This is a genomic window from Verrucomicrobiia bacterium (assembly GCA_035574275.1).
Classification (GTDB): domain Bacteria; phylum Zixibacteria; class MSB-5A5; order DSPP01; family DSPP01; genus DSPP01.
On sequence record DATLYY010000073.1, the window covers coordinates 73401 to 91397 of the forward strand.

Below are 17997 nucleotides of genomic sequence, written 5' to 3' on the forward strand. Positions count from 1 at the left end.
TGATTTTTGTGCAACTTGGCGAACTGTTCTTGTGCGGGCGTGTACGTTTTTTCAGAGCCAGTGACTTTTGATAAAAAAGAAAGGGCGACAATTTATCGCCCTCGTTAGGTGATGTTAGCTTTTAACTTAACATGGAACCGGGATAGAAGCGCTTGAAAAAACAGAATTCAGCAAAATGAAGAGATCTGAGAGAGTCCATTCATCGTTACAATTTTGTCCCTCGCCGAGGAAAACACATTTGAGAAATAAAACTATATCTGGGACATCCAAAACGTTATCGTGGTCTATATCCAACTTAGCAACAGCACCACAGGGTGGGGGTGGAGGGGGAGGGGGAGTCGGGCCAAGTCCATAGATAAAAGCCGCACCTGTTTTGTTTTTACCACTGGGCACGAAGTCGGGATTGCCAAATACGATGTCAGCCCTGCAATCCACATTCACATCTCCCATACCGGCCCCACTTTTAACCCCGTTTACGCGAAATAGAAAAGCCCCATTAAAACCAGAATATACATAAGCTGTATCAGCGACCCTTACAAAAAAGTCGTCATTACCATCAGCATTGACGTCACCTGCACCAATGGCACGGGTAACCCCGGTTAGGGTATAAAGGGGATTACCATCGGCTCCCGAATATATAAGTGATAAACCAGAATCGTTCGAAATGGCAAAATCGTTTCTCCCATCACCATTAATGTCCCCGACCCCGGCTACAGAGTTGCCAAAATGTCCTTCATAGATTGTCCCGTCTTTCTGATAAAGCAAACTGCCATTGGCTCCAGAATAAACATAAGCCGAACCAGCATGGGAGAGTCCATTTGGGCTGGCCAATGGGTCGCCAATTATAAAATCCGCCTTTCCATCGAAGTTGGCATCTCCAACTCCGCCAACAGCTGTCCCTAATTGCTGGAAAGCAAAGGTCCCATCTCTCCGATATAATACGGTGCCATTGATTCCTGAATATACAAAAACTGAGCCTGCGGTCGAAAGACCACCCACTCTTGTCCTAGGGGCCCCTACGATAAAATCTCCTTTGCCATCGCCATTTACATCACCAACTCCATCCACAGAACTGCCAAACCGTTCGCTATCTGTGCCATTTAGCTGGTAAATCAGTCCACCATCAGCCCCTGAATAAACATAGACGGACCCTGAGTTTATTACACCACCGGGATCAGCCAGGGGAGAGCCGACAATGAAATCAGGTTTCCGGTCACCATTTATTTCTCCAACACCTGCCAAATTTATACCAAACCATTCTTCAGCAACTCCGTTTACTTGGTGAATTATGGAACCGTCTGCTCCAGAGAATACATAAACTGATCCAATACCGTTTGGGATCCGGGGTGCCCCGGCAATGAAATCAGCTTTTCCATCATTATTTATGTCTCCTGCTCCATCGACAACATAGCCCAACTGGTCTCCTATGGATCCATTTCTCTGGAGCAAAAGGCTTGAGCTCAAAGGAGGAGTTGGGGTACTGTATACCATTCTCGAAACATAAGCTTGATGAATTCCTGTTCGATTATCATTCCAGCAAGGCCACACCACACCACACAGAGCAGAAATGCCGATATAATCGCCCGAATATCCAGTACCGGGATATTCGAAACCAGCGAGCGGTGCTGGTAGAAAGGCTGCGTCACTAACTAAAACATCCTCAAAAGTTACTCCACCATCCTGCGATGAACTTATATAAACTTGTGCAGAATCATTTGGAGTGAAATTGCGGCTATCAAAGTAAACTACGTAAATGTTACCTGTTGTTGGGTCAACGGCTATCCAAGGAAACCATTGGTCTTTACCGCTATTGTCTTGATTCACCTTTTGGGGGTTACTCCACGAAGACCCTCCGTCGGTGGAACGAATCAGGAAAATATCGGGAGTTGTTGGATTAGGAGATGCATATACAATATATATCCAACCTCTGCGAGGTCCAGTGCTTCGGTCGACTGCCATGGAGGGCCAACTTCTGACACGGATACGATTTGGCCCCTTGATTAACCAGATCTGACCGTTCAAGTCTCCTATATAACGGATGCCTTGTGCGGTTTGCCAAGAGGCTCCTCCATCTGTCGACTTGTTAAATCCCAAGAGAGAAGTGGATGGAAAAAAACCGGCATTGTATCCAGACCACGTGGCGTACAGTTCTCCGTTAGGACCAGCTGCTAAATTTACGCCCTGGGCCGCAGTAGTGCCAACGGTATCACTAATTTGCACCGGGCTTGAAAAAGTCGTTCCTCTGTCCGTTGAACGTTGGAATACAATTGGATTACTATCGTACGGCACATTTGTGTAGTTTGAATATGCTAAATACAAATAATTTTTGTAAGCGCTAGAAGAGTTTAAATCTACAGTGAGATAGGGTTTGTCCGGGACAATTCCAATCGGCGAGATTGCGTTTTGACTCCAAGAAGTTCCGTTATTCGTGGATTGTGCTAAAACGACTCTACCGCCTGGGGTACAAGGATACCGAAGCGCGCTGAAGTGAAAGATTCCATCAAGGTCAATTGCCACGGTAGGGTCGCCCATGCAGTCGGTCAAAGGTGTGTGTGAAGGCAGTGTATCGCTTCCTGTCCAAGTGTCACCATCGGGAGTATAATACCATCCTTGACTCCCTATATTCGAGGAATAAAGCCAAGTATTTGCCCCCACCAAGACAAGGTCACGATTAATTGGATGGGTTGCTACACTCATTTCACTTTGAGGTATTGTTTGATTTTGGTGAATGCGAAAGTTTGGATAAACCAAAACCGCAAGATTTTGTAAACGAACCGTTTTTGCTTCTAGTTTAGTTGAGGTGTCCTTAATACTATGGAGGGACGATAAACGAGGAGTAATTGCTTTGGATGATTTTGGAGCTGACCAAATAAGATCCAAGCCGTGATTCAATTCCTCCGATGGAAATAATGGATCGGTTATTTTTTCTTGGTTCTTTGCTGCAAGTGAAATGTTTAAACAAGGCAATAAGAGAACTGTCAATAAGAGAGATAGATTCCAGCCGTTCTTAACGATTATTTTGTTAACCGCATCAGTCAACTTGAGCCGTTGAGACATAATTCCCTCCTTTAGTCCTATAAGGTATCGGTTTCACTTCCGCCCTGTTGAATCGGCTATGCTGTCTTTCTTTACGGCGAAAGCATAAAGGCAAGTTTGCCTTATGTCAAGACCTTTGTTTCAGGTCCACTTCATTCAGGGTTTTCCGAAATCCCGTATTCCCGAATCTTCAGCCGCAGCGTATTGCGGTGAATCCCCAAAACCTCCGCCGCGCGGGAGAAATTCCAGCCGACCGATTCCAAGACCTTGCGGATATGCCGCTTTTCCAATTCCTCCAAGGGCTCCAAACTGTCATCCGAGGTGGAAGAAGGAACCGCCGCTGGGGGCGTTTCACTTTTGAGCTTCAGGTCTTCGACATTAATCTGCTCCCCCCGCGCCAGAAGCACGGCCCGCTCCAAGGCGTTTTCCAGCTCCCGCACATTCCCCGGCCAGCCGTAGGCGAGCATCGCCTCGAACGCCACCCGGCTTAGAATTGGGAAGGGCTTTCCCATTTGGGAGGAAAACTTGCGGATAAAATGCTCGGCCAGAACGGCAATATCCTCCCGACGTTCCCGCAAGGGAGGGATTTTGATGCTGACCACGTTGAGCCGGTAATACAGGTCTTCCCGGAAGGTTTTGGCTTTCACCTTTTCTTCCAAATTCTGATGGGTCGCCGCCAAGAAGCGAACGTCGATTTTTACCGTCCCGGTCGCTCCCAGCCGCTCAATCTCCTGTGTTTCCAAGACGCGTAAAAGCTTGGCTTGAAGGGGAAGGGGCAGGTCGCCAATTTCATCCAGGAAAAAAGTACCGCCGGAGGCCATCTCAAGCTTTCCCGGCTTGGATTTCACCGCTCCGGTGAAGGCCCCTTTTTCAAAGCCGAAAAGCTCCGATTCCAAAAGCGTCTCCGGCAGGGCGGCCGAATTCAAGGCCACAAACGATTTCTGTGCCCGGGATGAAAGCCGGTGAATGGCGCGGGCCACCAGTTCCTTGCCCGTGCCGGATTCGCCAAGAATCAACACGGTGGAATTTGATTTCGCCACCCGTGCCACCAAGCTCAAAACCTCTTTAATCTTTTCCGATTTTCCCAGAATCAGCTCATCCTTGTAGCCCGCTTCGATTGTTTCTTTGAGAAACTTGTTTTCCGCCAGGAGGAGCTGCCCCTCGCGCGCTTTTTGCAAGGCGACGGTCAGCTCCTCCAGAGAAACCGGCTTGGTCAAGTAATGGAACGCCCCTTTTTTCAAGGCCTCCACCGCCGTTTCCACCGTTCCGAAGGCGGTGATGACAATCACCACGAGCTCCGGGTTCATCTCCTTGAGTTTGACCAAAAGCTCAATGCCGTTCATCTCCGGCATCCGCAAATCAAGCAGGGCCAAGTCGAAAAGTTTTTCTTCGGCCGCCTTTATTCCTTCCGAAGGCCGCTCGCAGACAGTGACGGCGTACCCCTCCCGTTTCAAAAACCCCGCCAGCATTTCCCGCTGGGGGGCCTCATCGTCAACGATTAGAAGATGTCCTTTGCTCATTATGAAAGGCGAAGGTTAACGGTAAAGATCGTTCCTTTTCCAGGAGCGGTTTGAACCTCGATTTTTCCATTATGCTCGGTAATTATACGATGGGCTATTGCCAGCCCCAGGCCGGTGCCGGCGGCTTTGGTGGTGAAATAGGGGTCAAAGATTTTTGCCAATACGTCGGCCGGAATCCCCGGCCCATCGTCTTGAACGGTGATTTCCAGCCGGTTTTCGGAGGGGACGGTTCGATTTTTCAAGGTCAATTGTCCACCTTCCGGAGTCGCTTCGCACCCATTTCGCACCAGGTTAAATAATGCCCTTTTCAGCTGCGAAGCATCGATTTCCAGTTCGATATCAACGGCAGTATCGGCTTCAACTTTTATACGCTTCGGGTTTCCTTCCAGCTGCGCGGCGGTGATCAGTTCGTTCCAGAAGTTTGACCATTTTGTTTTGATTTTTTGAAGCTTCTCGCTTCGAACCAGCCCCAAAAACTCCGAGATCGACTGGTTTATCCGCCGGGCTTCCGTTTCCACGGCGGCGACAAACCTTTCAAACTCGGCCTGGTCGGAAGTAACCGAGAACTCGTTTTTCAACCGCTGGGCGGCAATCGAGATGGTGTTCAGTGGATTCCGAATTTCGTGCGCCACCCCCGCCGCCAGATTGCCCAAAAGCGCCAGCCGCTCACTTTTCTTGGCCTCCTCCTCCAGCTTCTTTGTCCGAGTCAAATCGCTGATGACCGCCACCGCGCCTTCCAGTTCCCCGTTCAACCCGAACAAGGGGGAGGAGGAGCCCAAGAGTAATTGCTCTCCCCGTTGAAGCTGCCAACCGCTCTTTGGGCGCCGATTTTTCAGAACATCCGCCAATACCAGCTCGTCATTTCGGAAAACATCCGCATATCTTGTTTTGTCGTTCTCCGTAACGCCCAAAAGTTTTTCCGCCTGCCGGTTTGCCAAACCGATTTTTCCTTGCGCATCAACCACCACCACTGCCGCATCCATATCCTCCAAGATTTTATCGGTCGTTTCCTTTAGCCGCGAAAAACTGGTTTCCAAGGTTTTTACCGACTCCGTCGAGGCAAAATAGCCGTAGGCCACCAGTCCCAAAAGGAAAAGCAGGGCGGAAAAGAAAATTATCTGATAACGGAAGGAGGCCGAAATTGACTGAAACCCTTCCAGCGAGAGCCCGACCCGGAAGAGGGATGTCGGGAAGTCCGGCGCGGAAAACGAATGCACGGCCTCGAAGACCTGATTCCCCTCGAAATCGGTCAGCCGGGTTGCCAGATGAGGGGAGGAAAGCGCGTTTTCCAAAAAGGGCTCCCCCGGAATGCTGGTCATCCGGGAAACGTCGCGCGAGGCGAGAATGATTCCCTCCGGCGACTGCAAAACGACGTACGCGACCCCCGGCGAGGCGGCGATTTTTTGAACCAGGTAGCCGATGCCGACCTCGTGTTGAAAATTTTTCATAAAGGTCTGGTCGGCCACCAGGTTCACGATTCCCTTGGCCGTGCGTACAAAAACGGCCATCCGCTCCCCGGCCAAAAAATCATCCGGAAGCCGGTAGGAGAAGGCCCGGTCGCGGTCGCCGTTTTTCAGATAATCGGCCAAGTTTGAATCGAAAACAGGGCTGTAAAAATCGTTTTCCCGGCCGCGCGAATTGCTGAGCAAAAGTTTCCCGCCTGGAGAAAGAAGGTTGATATAATCCAGCTGCGCCTCGTTGGCGATTTGTGATAGGGCATCGGCCGAAAGGCTGTGGTTTTCCCACAAGTCGGCGACAAAGTAGCCCAAATCGGAAAGCCTGCTTTCCACCATACTTTCCAAAAGCCGGTTGGCCTTCAGGGCATTCATTGAGGCCAGCGAAAGCGTTTCCAGAAGCCCTTCCGCCTGCTGGCTCATCAAGGCCAGCAAGTCCCTTTTCGACTTCTGAATTCCAAAAAACGCCAGCCCGGCAAAAAGCACGGCCAGTATTACAGCGAAAAGCAGGGTGGTTTTAAGCGTCAAAACCCGCTTGAAGGCAGAAGTCGGCATCTGTACCAAAGTAGAAAAGCGGAGGGGGAAGTCAAGACAACCTTTGCCTTGACCGAACCGAACGATAAGCTATACTCCGTGCCTCGGTTATGGAGCTTCGCCAGCCCTTTCAGCGTCTGTATCAATCATCCACCATCCCTTTCGCGCTGCTTTTGATGGCGCTTGGCTCGCTTTTCGTTTTCCAAAACGACCTGCACAGTTTTCCGTCCGGGCACCACGGCTCCTTGTCTTCCCACGGTATGACGATTTCCCGCCATCTGTCGCCAGAACATGGTTTTCTGATGTTCAACCGGATGATCCGTACCGAGGACGGCTCAATTCAGTATGACCTGTACAACCGCTTTCCAATCGGCTCCTTCGCATTAATCCGATTGTTCATCTTGCCGTTTGAAGGCAATTTAAGTATGCAAATTTCAGCGGCGCGGATGCTGATGCTTGGTTTTTTTATTGCTGCCGCCATCTTCGCTTACTTTTCCGGTTTACGGCTTACCGGAAACCGCTGGGTTGCGGTTGGGGCAACGCTATTGGCCTTTTCCTCTTACTACTGTCTTTACTACGACGACATGATTTTCAATGACGTGCCCACGCTTTTCGGACTGTTGTTGACCTTTAATGGTTTGGCTGTGTTTGTGCAGGAAGGCCGCTTTGCCCAGCTCCTCGTCAAAACGGCCGCCGGGCTTCTTCTCGGCTGGCAGGTGCTCGCCTTGCTCCTGCCGTTCACGCTGTTCGGCTGTGTTCGTGAATTGTATCTTTCCTGTTCCATTCGTTCGGTACTCAAGAGCCGTTACTTTGTCCTCGGTCTTTTTGCGCTTTTATGCGGCGCGGCCATTCTCGCCGTCAACTTGACGGGGGAGTATCTGGCCCTCGACGTTCCCTTGACAAAGCTTCCCTCCTTCGGCTCCATTTTGTGGCGTTTCGGCCAGGGCCCGCCGGAGACCTACGAATCGTATGCCAAATATCTCCGCTGGAAGCATTTTATGGATGAGCAGGCCAACCGCGCGGGGCGAATGTGCATTCCGCATATTCTCGCTCCCCAAGGGGTCATCCACCGCCAATTCCGTTGGCTGGGATGGCTGGCTTTGCTGACCGGTCTTGCTGGCGCCTTTTTCTCTCGGCACAAAATTCTTATTGTTAGCTTGGTTCTCTCCGGGCTTTTTTGGGCCTTTCCGATGAAGTACTTCGTGGTTTTTCACGATTTTCAAAGCATTTTCTTCATCGGCATCCCGCTGGTCTTTTTTTCCATGCTGGCGCATTTTGTGGAGAGGTTCTCCAAGCCCGTTCTGGTTGGTTTTGCGGGCGCGGCGTTTTTGATTTTCATCTCTTCCCAAATCCATCTGAATGACAAAAAAGAGGCGGATACCGGAACGAACGTTTTGACCGCCGATTTCCAGCGCATTGCCGACCGGGTGGGGAAGGGAAAAACGATTTTCGTGGAGGGTGACTATTTCACAATCGGCGGCGCCACGCACGCCGTCGGGTTCTATTTGGCCGGAAATTACTTCTCTACCACTCCAAAAAATGCCGACTTTATTCTTTCAGAGCAAAAGAACAGGGAATTTGAACTCCTCACTCCGGAAAATACGCGGGTGTTCCTTTACAAACCTTGAGGTGTGTTGAACTTGACGGCAGCCGGGAGGCCTCTTATTATCCGGCAAAAGGAAACTTTTGATGTTTAGCGGCATTGTCTGGAATGCATGGAAATTTAGGACGACGAATCTTTACTTGAAGCGGTTTATCGATTGGAGGAAACTATGAGTAAGATGGTTGGAAAAAGTTTTACAGCGGGCGTGTTTCTATTTGCTTGCGGTGCGATCCTCGCGGGTTTTGTCCGGGCCCAGGAACAAAAGGGAGGCCGTCCGAAGCCCGAGGCCCAGATTGCCGCGATCGCCCGCCTCGGTTATATGGTCGGTGACTGGAGCGGCGAGGGTTGGATGGATTTTGGCGGAAATCGGGTCACCTTTCGCGGCACCGAGCAGATTCAGAAAAAACTTGACGGAACGGCCCTCCTTGTGGAAGGGCATTTTTTGGCCAAGCCGCCCGGTGCGGAAGCCGAAGTTCCCGTCCATAGTACGCTCGGGGTAATCTCGTTCGAGCCGCAGGCAAAGAAATACCAATTTGCCAGTTGGCTGGCGACGGGGAGTTCCGGTGAGCGGGAGCTGACCTTGGATTCGGCCGGCTGGCGCTGGCAGATGGAAAGCCCGCGCGGCACCATCCGGTACATTATGAAACTGACGGACGCTGGCGCGTGGTTCGAAATCGGCGAACGGTCCTCGGACGGAACAAACTGGCAGAAATTCTTTGAGATGACGCTGCGGAAAAAGTAACGGCCCCGTGTCTTATAACGCTGAAATCACCAGCGAGAGGGAAAGGAAGGTCAAAATTCCCACTGCCGTGACGGTGACGAAATTGACAAATTTCTTGTTGACGTATTTCCCCATTACCTTCGGCTTGTTGATGATGATGACCATAAAGGCCAAAGTCAGGGGCAAAAGAATTCCGTTCAAAACCTGCGACCAGTACATCACCTTTATAAGCGGCAGGCCTGGAACGATGACGGTCAAAACCCCCAACAAAATCAAAAGCGAATAAAGCCCGTAAAACTGCGGCGCTTCGGCAAAAGTTTTGTTCACCCCGTTTTCCCAGCCCATCCCCTCGCACACCACGTAGGCCGTGGAGAGGGGGAGAATCGAGGCGGCAAAAAGGGAGGCGTTTAGAAGACCGAATGAAAATAGAAAAGCCGCATAATCCCCGGCAAGGGGCCGCAGGGCCAGGGCGGCCTCCTCGGCTGTGGAGACCCGAATGTTCTGGGTGTACAAAGTTGCCGCGCAGGCGATGACAATGAAGGCCGCCACGATGGAGACCACCACCGAGCCGGCCAAAACGTCGAGGCGGGAAAACTTCAGATGCTCAATTTTGACGTCTTTTTCCACGATGGCGGACTGCAAATAAAACTGCATCCAGGGGGCAATGGTCGTTCCCACCAGGGCGATGAGAATCCCGATTTCGCCGGGATTGAAGTTCATTTTGGGAACGGTCAGTCCCCGTACCACCTCGCTCCAGTCCGGCTTGGCCATAAAACCGGTGACGATGTCGGCGGCGTAAAAAAGGGTGGCCAACAAAAAGATTTTTTCCACCGATTTATAGGTTCCCTTGACCGCCAGAAGCCACACCAAAATGCCGGCAATCGGCACACTCCATTCGCGGCCTACGCGGAAAATCTCCAAACTGGCGGCGACGCCGGCAAACTCCGCCACGGTGTTGGCGTAATTGGCGGCAACCAAAATGATTAGAAAGTAAAAGGTGATTTTAACGCCGAATTCCTCGCGGATTAAATCGGAAAGCCCCTTCCCCGTCACCACCCCCATCCGGGCGGACATTTCCTGTATCAGGATTAAAAGAAAGGTTATCGGGACGAAGGTCCACAGAAACCGGTAGCCGAAATGCGCTCCGGCAATGGAGTAGGTGGTAATCCCGCCGGCATCGTTGTCCACGTTGGAAGTGATGAACCCCGGCCCCAAGATGGCCAGAATGACGAAGAGCTGCCGCCAGCGGGAGAGAATCTTCACGCGGAGAAGTTGAACTCGGTTTTCAATTGTTTCCGTTTGCAGTTTGGGTTTTCGACATTCAGAAGTGTGTCTGCCAAGCTTGTCCCTCCGACGAAAACCGGTATTCCCAAAATTTCCGAAAGTTCGTCGGGGGTCATCTCATCCAGAAAAACGCCGGAAAGATTGACGCAGTAGGGGGGAAGCAGAACGGCGTCGAAGTTTCGTCCGGCCTCGGAAATCCCCGCCAGCATGTCTTCCCCTATTAAAAGCCCGGCCGCACCCACGCTTTGTCCAAAAAACCGGTTTTCGATGCCAATCACTTCTATTTCCAGTCGGGAAGCCCAGTTACGAATTCTTCCGGCGCATTTCGAAAGCGTCGGATAAGCCGAACGGCCGGTCACGACCAAATAACGCTTTTTCTGCCCCTGTTTGGGAAGCAGTTTGAAACGGGCCTCCGTATCGTCCAGCATATTGCGTATCATCCCGATTCCGTTTTCCAACTGCGGAAAGCCGTCGTAATACTCCGCCGATGGCACTTCGCGGTTTGCAATCGTGAACCACTCGTCCGCCGCATAGAGAAAATTTACACCCCATTTGGCCCTGAATTCCTTCTGTCTTTTCTCGATATAGTCAATCATCCGGTTGGCATACCCGGCATCCACCGCCCGCATCGGCTTCAGGTGGCTGCGATATTGCGTCAACCCCACGGGGACAACGGCCAAGGTCGGCACCATCGGATAATGCGCGGCCATATCGCGTATCGTTTTCTCCAATTCCTCGCCGTCGTTGAAATCGGGACAAAGCACCACCTGGGCATGCTGCACGATGCCGTGGGAAAAGAAAAACTCCATCAAGGGCATCAGGTCGGGGGCCTTGGGGTTTTCCAGAAATTCCTTGCGCAGGACTTCGTTGGTGGTGTGAACGGAAACGTAGAGCGGCGAGAGGTGATACTCGATAATCCGGTCGATGTCGGATTGCTTCAGGTTGGTGAAGGTGACAAACTGTCCGTGCAGAAAGGAAAGCCGGTAATCGTCGTCCTTGATGTAGAGCGAACGGCGCAGCCGGCGGGGGTTCTGGCGGACGAAGCAGAAGTTGCAGTTGTTCTTGCAGGTGATGATTTTGTCCGCCTCTGGAAGGATTCCCAACTCCTCGTCATACTCCTTTTCGACTTCAAAAAGAATTTCCTCGCCGTTTTGCTTGCGGATTAAAAGTTCCAACTCCTCCCCGGCGCTCTGAAAGCGCAAATCCAAAAAATCGCCAATCGGGTGCCGGTTGATGGACACCAGTTCGTCTCCCGTTGAGAGTCCCAATTCGGCGGCTATCGATTTCGGCGCTATCTCACGAATTCTCATTTTGCAGTTTCCCGGCTCTTCTTCTGGCTGCCGGCCCTTTGATGTCGCGCTATCCCGGCAAAAATAAAAAGCGGGAGAAGGGAGTCGAACCCTCGACGTCAAGCTTGGGAAGCTTGCATTCTACCGCTGAATTACTCCCGCTTGCACCGGAAAATTTACGCCCTTTGATACGGACTGTCAAGGAAAACAGTGGATAAAGGGGTCAAAACCGCCCGCAACCTGCAAATAATTTTCCTCAATAACCCCCCTTTTTCTTCCGAAACAAGGAATAGAGGACTATGTCAAAACGAGCTGTAATGCTTTTGGCAGGGGAGCTTTTTTTTGCCATGGCACAGGCTTCTGTGGCCGCCGGGCCGGAGCTTCACATCAACGCCGATGCCCGCAACCTGCTCCGCCAGCCGGATCGCTACTTCGACCGCCAGCGTCCCCCCAAACCAATGAAAGAAAACGAAGCGGCCTTTACGGAGGGGCTGGTGCGCTGCCGCACGGAGGCGGATGCCCGCGCCAACGTCAAATCGGGCCGCAAAAACCAGCCCTGCGTCGCCATTATCACGGTGGAGGCAGTCACCGTTTTGGTGGGGGGAGACGTAACCGTTAATATCCCCTACCGGCCGGAATACGGCGACCGCATCGACGGCCAGAGTTGGGAAGTTTTGAAAGCCCATGAAGAGGGGCATGCCCGAATCTACCGGGAAGTCTTTGAACGGGTTGCCCAGCCGATTGCGGACGCCGTTTTTGCCAAATGCCCCAAGGCCTTCAATATCTCCATCCCGGTCTGCACCGATGACGAAATCCGCGCCCGGATGGACCAGCAGCTCGACGTGTTGCTGGATGCCTTGACCGCCGAGGCGGTTTCCAAAATCACCGCTGTTTTCCGGGAAGTGAACGAGACCTATGACGCCGTCACCGACCACGGCCGCCGGGGAGCGGACGGCGGGAAACCATCGATAGACAATCAACTGGCAGCCGCCCGCGAAGCAATACAAAATTTCAAGCTCCAGGCCCGTTATTAATCTTTTCCGTTTTACTAAACGCCTTTTATCCGCTAAATTACCGCCGAGGGATGATGTTTTTAATTCCCGGCATGAATCGGGTGGATATATAAGCGGCGGTGCCTTGATTTATCTTTTTAAAAATGACAAAAACCGAAAATTCACGCTATAAGATTCTGGAAAAATTGGGGGAAGGAGGGGTGGGGGAGGTTTATCTGGCGGAGGATACCATCTTGGGGCGCAAAGTGGCCGTAAAAAAACTTTCTTCCAGCCGGATATCCGACCCGGATTCCCGCCGGCGTTTTATTCAGGAAGCCAAGGCCCAAGCCATTTTGAACCACCCCAACATCGCCACCTTCTACGAGGTGGGGGAAACCCCCGAAGAGGTTTTTATCGTCATGGAATACGTCGAGGGCCGCTTGCTTTCCCAGTTGGTGGCGGATGGGAAGATCTCGTTGTCCGAAGTTCTCGACTTGGCCATCCAGATTGGAGAGGGGCTTGGAGCGGCCCATGAGGCCGGCATTGTGCATCGGGACATCAAGCCGGCCAACATCTTGGTCACCTCCCGCGGATCGGTCAAGTTGACCGATTTTGGTCTGGCAAAATGGGGCGAGGCTTCCGGACTTACCCAAACCGGAGTACGGGTCGGCACGGCCCACTACATGGCCCCCGAGCAGGTGGAGGGAAAAAAGGTCGATCACCGGGCCGACATCTTCTCGTTCGGGGCGGTTTTGTATGAGTTGGTGACGGCCAGAAAGCCATTCGACGGTGAGACCGAAACGGCCATCTTTTACGAACTGTTGAACGTCACCCCGCAGCCCCTGGCCCGCTATGCCCGCGGCATCCCGCCGGAACTGGAGCGGGTGGTGCAAAAATGCCTGGCGAAGGACCCCGATTTGCGCTACCAGCGAATGTACGAGCTGTTGGCCGATTTGCGGGCGCTCAGAAAAAGCGTGAAGGCCGGTCGTCTTGGAACGGAAAGCTCGGACGGAGCGCTGGCCCCTTCGATCGCCGTTTTGCCTTTCACCAATATGAGCCCGGAACCGGAGAACGAATATTTCAGCGACGGTTTGACGGAGGAGATCATAGCCAATTTGACCAAAATCCGCACTTTAAAAGTCATCTCCCGCACCTCGATTATGCGGTACAAGCGGACGGCCAAATCGCTGCGGCAGGTCGCTGCGGAGCTCTCCGTTCAGTACATTCTGGAAGGGAGCGTCCGGAAGTTTGGCGACCATCTGCGCATCACCGCCCAGTTGATAGATGCTTTTCAGGATGCCCACCTCTGGGCCGAGACCTACCGCGGCACGATGGAGGACGTTTTCGACATTCAGGAAAAAGTGGCCCAGGAGATTGCCGGCGCCCTGCGGCTGCATTTGACGCCGGGGGAAAGCAAAGAGCTCAAAAAACGCTATACCGAGAACACGGAGGCCTATCAGCTTTACTTGCAGGGTCGTTTCCAATGGAACAAACGGACCGTGGAGGGGTTTACCAAAGCGATAGCGCTCTTTCAGGAAGCCCTTCAAAAGGATCCTCGTTTCGCCCTGGCTTATGCCGGTCTGGCCGACAGCTACGCCTTGCTTGGAGAAACGAGCTTGTATGCCCGGCATCCCCACGATGTCTATCCCAAAGCCCGGGAGGCGGCCGCCCGGGCCTTGGAACTGGACGAGGGGTTGGCGGAAGCCCATACCTCGATGGGCTATTTGAAGATGAACGATTATGACTGGCAGGGAGCGGAGGAGGAGTTCAAAAAGTCAATCGAACTCAATCCCAGCTACGCCACCACCTACCACTGGTACAGCGGCCTTTTGTCGGCGACCGGGCGGAACGAGGAAGCCATTCGCATGATGGAAAAAGCCCGTGATTTGGACCCCATCTCCATGCCGATTCAGACGGATTTGGGGCTCTCGTACTATTTCGCCCGCCAGTATGACCGGGCCATTGAGCAATACAGAAGGGCCCTCGATTTGGATCCCGACTTCACCCGCGCCTACATAAGCTTGAGTTCCGCGCTGGCCTTGACCGGGCGGCATGAAGAGGCCTTGACCGAAGTTCAAAAGGCGATTGAACGGACCGGCGACCGGAGCCGGGTGGCTTACTTGGGCAGGGTATACGCCCGGATGGGGGAACGGAAAAAGGCCCTGGAGGCGATAGAAGAGGTGAACGAGATTTCCCAAAAACGGATCGTCTCCCCCCATTCGATAGCCTTGGTCTATGCCGCGCTTGGAGAAAAGGATTCGGCCTTCGAATGGCTGAACAAGTCACTGGGGGAGGGGTACGTGGAGCTTTATACCTTAAAGGTTGACCCCTGGCTGGATTCCTTGCGGGACGACCCCCGCTTTCAGGAACTGCTCGAAAAAGCCCGCTTGAAGGCTCGCCTGGGAAGATGATCGGCCAGACTGTTTCGCATTACAAAATTTTGGAAAAGCTCGGCGAGGGCGGCATGGGGGTGGTTTACAAAGCGCAGGATCTCCGGCTGGATCGTATAGTGGCATTAAAATTTCTTCCACCCCACCTTGGAGCGGAAGAAGATCAGAAAAAACGTTTTTTTCAGGAAGCCAAGGCCGCCTCGGCTTTGGACCATCCCAACATCTGCACCATCCACGAAATCGACCAGACCGAGCGGGGACAGATTTTCATCTGCATGGCGTATTACGAAGGGGAACCGCTCAACAAAAAAATAGAAAAGGGGCCGTTGAAAACAGAAGAAACGATTTCCATCTCCCTCCAGATTGCTCAAGGGTTGGCGAAGGCCCACCGACAGGGGATTGTCCACCGGGACATCAAGTCGGGCAACGTGGTGATAACGGCCGACGGCATCGCAAAAATCGTCGATTTCGGGCTGGCAAAACTATTGGGGAACAGCACCTCCGCCAAATCCAAAACGGTGGGCACGCCGAATTACATCGCCCCCGAGCTTCTCCGCGGGGAAGCGGCGGATCACCGGGCCGACCTTTGGTCCTTGGGGGTGGTCTTGTACGAGATGCTGACGGGACAAAAGCCGTTCACGGGAGAATACGAACAGGCGGTGATGTATGCCATTTTGAATGAAATCCCCGCACCGCTCAGTTCGATGCGAAAGGAAGTTCCGTTTCAATTGGAAAACGTCGTTGCCAAATGTCTGCAAAAAGACCCTGCCGGCCGTTACCAAAAAGCCGAGGAGTTGATTGCGGACTTGAAACAGGCGGAGGCGGCCTGCTGCGCGGCTGTGCCGGCGGCCTCCGTTTTGAAGTCGATAGCCGTTCTGCCTTTTGACAACATCAGCCCGGATCCGGAAAACGAATATTTCAGCGACGGGCTGACCGAAGAGGTCATCACCCACCTTTCCAAAATCCGCACACTGAAAGTTATTTCCCGCACCTCAGCTGTGCGCTACAAGGGTGTCAAAAAGCCCCTGCGCCAGATTGCCGGCGAACTGGGGGTGGAGTTCATTCTCGAGGGGAGTGTCCGCCGGCAGGGAAACGATTTGCGCATCACCGCCCAACTTATCGATGCCGTGCAGGATTCACACCTCTGGGCCGAAAAGTACCGCGGTACCATGGAAGACGTTTTCGACATTCAGGAAAAAGTGGCGGGGGAAATCACCGGCGCTTTGCGGCTCACGCTTTCCCCCAACGAGGAGAAAGATTTGAAGCAGCGCCCGACCCAGGATCCGGAAGCCTTCCAGTCCTACCTCAAGGGGCGCTACTGGTGGAACAAACGGACAGAGGAAAGTATTTGGAAAGGAATACGCTTCTTTGAGCAGGCAATTCAGAAAGACCCGCTTTACGCGTTGGCCTATGCCGGACTGGCGGATTCCTACAATATGCTCGGCTTCTACAGCATGCTGCCGCCCAAGGAGGCATTTCCCAAAGCTCGGGCGGCAGCTTTGAAATCCCTTGAAATTGACGAAAATTTGGCCGAAGCGTATCCTGCCCTGGCCTACGCCCGGCATTACCACGACTGGAACTGGAGCGGCGCAGAAAAGGATTACCAGCGGGCCCTCCAGTTAAACCCCAACTATGCATCGGCCAACCAATTTTATGGCACTTTTCTTTTGAGCATGGGGCGTACGGAAGAAGGGTTTGCCCGGATGAGAAAAGCCCTGGAACTGGATCCGCTTTCCCTCATCATCAATGCTGCTCTTGGGTGGCTGCATTATTATGCCCGTCAGTATGACCTGGCGATTGAACAGTTTAAGAAAGTGCTCGAAATGGATCCTAATTTCTTTTTGGCCCATCTTTGGATGGGGTTCGCCTACCAGGAAAAGGCGATGTATGGGAAGGCATTGGAGGAATACGAAAAAGCCAAAGCCATTTCCTCCGGTAGCCCAATCACCATTGCCTCCCTCGGCCATACTTACGCCACTTCTGGCGAGCGTGAAAAGGCCCTTGCCATGGTGGAAGAACTTTTGGAACTGCAGAAGAAACGCTATGTCTCCGCCTATTATTTCGCCTCTATTTATGCTGGACTGGGGGACAAGGATACGGCTTTCGATTGGTTCGAAAAAGCGTTTGAAGAACGGTCCCAGGCTCTGGTTTTCTTGAAAGTCGATCCCCACGTCGACCCGCTCCGCGACGACCTGCGCTTTACTGCGTTGCTTAGAAAAGTCGGCTTGGAAAAGTAGTAGAATAATCCCGTCGAATTCCCTTCAAAACCGTTATTGATGCCTTTGACACCCACCGGTCCCCCGCTTATATTCGCCTGCTCAATTGGAACCAAAAACTTGGACAGAAGGAAAATAGATGCCGATTAAAAGCGACCGATGGATAAAGGAAATGGCCCAAAAGCACCGGATGATCGTCCCCTTCGCCGACCGGCAGGTGCGGAAGGGAAAGATTTCCTTTGGCCTTTCCTCCTACGGTTACGACATCCGCGTGGCGGACGAGTTTATGATTTTCACCAACGTGAATTCATCCATCGTGGATCCCAAGGCCTTCGACCCGCAGTCCCTGGTCAAGGTAAAAGCGCCGTACATTCTGATTCCCCCCAATTCCTTTGCCTTGGCCCGCACCGTGGAGTATTTCAAAATTCCCCGCTCCGTCTTGACCGTTTGTCTGGGAAAATCGACCTACGCCCGCTGCGGCATCATCGTCAACGTCACCCCCTTCGAGCCGGAATGGGAGGGGCACGCCACATTGGAGATTTCCAACACCACCCCCCTTCCGGCCAAAATCTACGCCAACGAGGGAATCGCCCAGATTCTCTTTTTGGAATCGGACGAATTGTGCCAAGTTTCGTATAAGGATAAGAGGGGAAAATATCAAGCGCAACGGAACATTACCTTGCCAAGGATGGAGAAATGAAGTTCAGGGTTCTTTTATTAGGGGTGCTGCTTTTTGTCGCCTGTGGGAAAAAGTCGGAGACTCAAACAGCGGCGGCCAACAACAATCAAAAGCTGAATCAAAATCTGCCCAGTCCTTTGATTCCTTCATCGCCCGGCGGCGACCCGCGGGTAACTCCCGCCGACACCCAGCCCACGATTCTTTCCCAAATCGAAAGCCAGGCCGCGGGAATGAAACTCCCCGGAAAAATCGCCTTTTGGCGGGGCGGGCAGCTCTATT

The 17997-nt window shown here is 52.6% G+C and carries 12 protein-coding genes and 1 tRNA gene; 7 read left to right on the plus strand and 6 right to left on the minus strand.

Annotated elements, in window-relative coordinates; translation table 11 throughout:
* Positions 1-126: 126 nt before the first annotated feature.
* The 3 genes from VNL73_10055 to VNL73_10065 all read right to left on the minus strand — a co-directional run bounded on the left by VNL73_10055 (position 127) and on the right by VNL73_10065 (position 6565).
* The gene (locus tag VNL73_10055) at positions 127-3057 is read right to left on the minus strand and encodes a hypothetical protein (GenBank protein HXF49749.1); all 2931 of its coding nucleotides are present in this window, start codon (positions 3055-3057) and stop codon (positions 127-129) included.
* Between the two features lie 131 nt (positions 3058-3188).
* Positions 3189-4556, minus strand: coding sequence for a sigma-54 dependent transcriptional regulator (locus VNL73_10060; GenBank protein ID HXF49750.1), 1368 nt, complete (start codon positions 4554-4556; stop codon positions 3189-3191).
* Entirely contained in the window at positions 4556-6565 is a 2010-nt protein-coding gene (locus VNL73_10065; GenBank protein HXF49751.1) for an ATP-binding protein, read from the minus strand. The genes VNL73_10060 and VNL73_10065 overlap by 1 nt, the downstream gene beginning before the upstream one ends.
* 89 nt (positions 6566-6654) lie before the next feature.
* Here VNL73_10065 and VNL73_10070 point away from each other — a divergent pair, with 89 nt between their 5' ends.
* Both VNL73_10070 and VNL73_10075 read left to right on the plus strand, forming a co-directional pair.
* On the plus strand, positions 6655-8172 hold the full coding sequence (locus VNL73_10070; protein HXF49752.1) for a hypothetical protein: 1518 nt from the start codon (positions 6655-6657) through the stop codon (positions 8170-8172).
* A 144-nt stretch (positions 8173-8316) separates the two neighbouring features.
* On the plus strand, positions 8317-8889 hold the full coding sequence (locus tag VNL73_10075; GenBank protein ID HXF49753.1) for a hypothetical protein: 573 nt from the start codon (positions 8317-8319) through the stop codon (positions 8887-8889).
* A 12-nt stretch (positions 8890-8901) separates the two neighbouring features.
* Here VNL73_10075 and VNL73_10080 read toward each other — a convergent pair whose 3' ends face one another.
* From VNL73_10080 to VNL73_10090, 3 genes are all read right to left on the minus strand, one after another.
* Positions 8902-10131 (minus strand): Nramp family divalent metal transporter, encoded by a 1230-nt coding sequence (locus VNL73_10080; protein HXF49754.1) that lies wholly within the window; start codon positions 10129-10131, stop codon positions 8902-8904.
* Positions 10128-11462 (minus strand): DUF512 domain-containing protein, encoded by a 1335-nt coding sequence (locus VNL73_10085; protein HXF49755.1) that lies wholly within the window; start codon positions 11460-11462, stop codon positions 10128-10130. Before VNL73_10085 ends, VNL73_10080 begins: the two co-directional genes overlap by 4 nt.
* Before the next feature lie 69 nt (positions 11463-11531).
* A tRNA-Gly gene (locus VNL73_10090) sits at positions 11532-11603 on the minus strand.
* Positions 11604-11740: 137 nt separating this feature from the next.
* Between VNL73_10090 and VNL73_10095 the strand changes: the two genes are divergently transcribed.
* From VNL73_10095 to VNL73_10115, 5 genes are all read left to right on the plus strand, one after another.
* Positions 11741-12475 carry a hypothetical protein gene (locus VNL73_10095; GenBank protein HXF49756.1) on the plus strand — a complete coding sequence of 245 codons (735 nt, stop codon included), beginning with the start codon at positions 11741-11743 and terminating at the stop codon, positions 12473-12475.
* A 122-nt stretch (positions 12476-12597) separates the two neighbouring features.
* Positions 12598-14844, plus strand: a complete 2247-nt coding sequence (locus VNL73_10100; protein ID HXF49757.1) for a protein kinase — start codon at positions 12598-12600, stop codon at positions 14842-14844.
* The gene (locus VNL73_10105) at positions 14841-17060 is read left to right on the plus strand and encodes a protein kinase (protein HXF49758.1); all 2220 of its coding nucleotides are present in this window, start codon (positions 14841-14843) and stop codon (positions 17058-17060) included. The genes VNL73_10100 and VNL73_10105 overlap by 4 nt, the downstream gene beginning before the upstream one ends.
* Positions 17061-17178: 118 nt before the next feature.
* Positions 17179-17739 carry a dCTP deaminase gene (dcd, locus tag VNL73_10110; GenBank protein ID HXF49759.1) on the plus strand — a complete coding sequence of 187 codons (561 nt, stop codon included), beginning with the start codon at positions 17179-17181 and terminating at the stop codon, positions 17737-17739.
* Positions 17736-17997: hypothetical protein (locus VNL73_10115; GenBank protein HXF49760.1), on the plus strand; the 262-nt coding region annotated here is incomplete at its 3' end. The genes dcd and VNL73_10115, both read left to right, overlap by 4 nt.

What these genes read in the sequence shown, in the direction of transcription:
- VNL73_10055 (HXF49749.1), bottom strand. Translation starts at nt 3,057, where the DNA reads ATGTCTCAACGGCTCAAGTTGACTGATGCGGTTAACAAAATAATCGTT.
- VNL73_10060 (HXF49750.1), bottom strand. Translation starts at nt 4,556, where the DNA reads ATGAGCAAAGGACATCTTCTAATCGTTGACGATGAGGCCCCCCAGCGG.
- VNL73_10065 (HXF49751.1), bottom strand. Translation starts at nt 6,565, where the DNA reads ATGCCGACTTCTGCCTTCAAGCGGGTTTTGACGCTTAAAACCACCCTG.
- VNL73_10070 (HXF49752.1), top strand. Translation starts at nt 6,655, where the DNA reads ATGGAGCTTCGCCAGCCCTTTCAGCGTCTGTATCAATCATCCACCATC.
- VNL73_10075 (HXF49753.1), top strand. Translation starts at nt 8,317, where the DNA reads ATGAGTAAGATGGTTGGAAAAAGTTTTACAGCGGGCGTGTTTCTATTT.
- VNL73_10085 (HXF49755.1), bottom strand. Translation starts at nt 11,462, where the DNA reads ATGAGAATTCGTGAGATAGCGCCGAAATCGATAGCCGCCGAATTGGGA.
- VNL73_10095 (HXF49756.1), top strand. Translation starts at nt 11,741, where the DNA reads ATGTCAAAACGAGCTGTAATGCTTTTGGCAGGGGAGCTTTTTTTTGCC.
- VNL73_10100 (HXF49757.1), top strand. Translation starts at nt 12,598, where the DNA reads ATGACAAAAACCGAAAATTCACGCTATAAGATTCTGGAAAAATTGGGG.
- VNL73_10105 (HXF49758.1), top strand. Translation starts at nt 14,841, where the DNA reads ATGATCGGCCAGACTGTTTCGCATTACAAAATTTTGGAAAAGCTCGGC.
- dcd (HXF49759.1), top strand. Translation starts at nt 17,179, where the DNA reads ATGCCGATTAAAAGCGACCGATGGATAAAGGAAATGGCCCAAAAGCAC.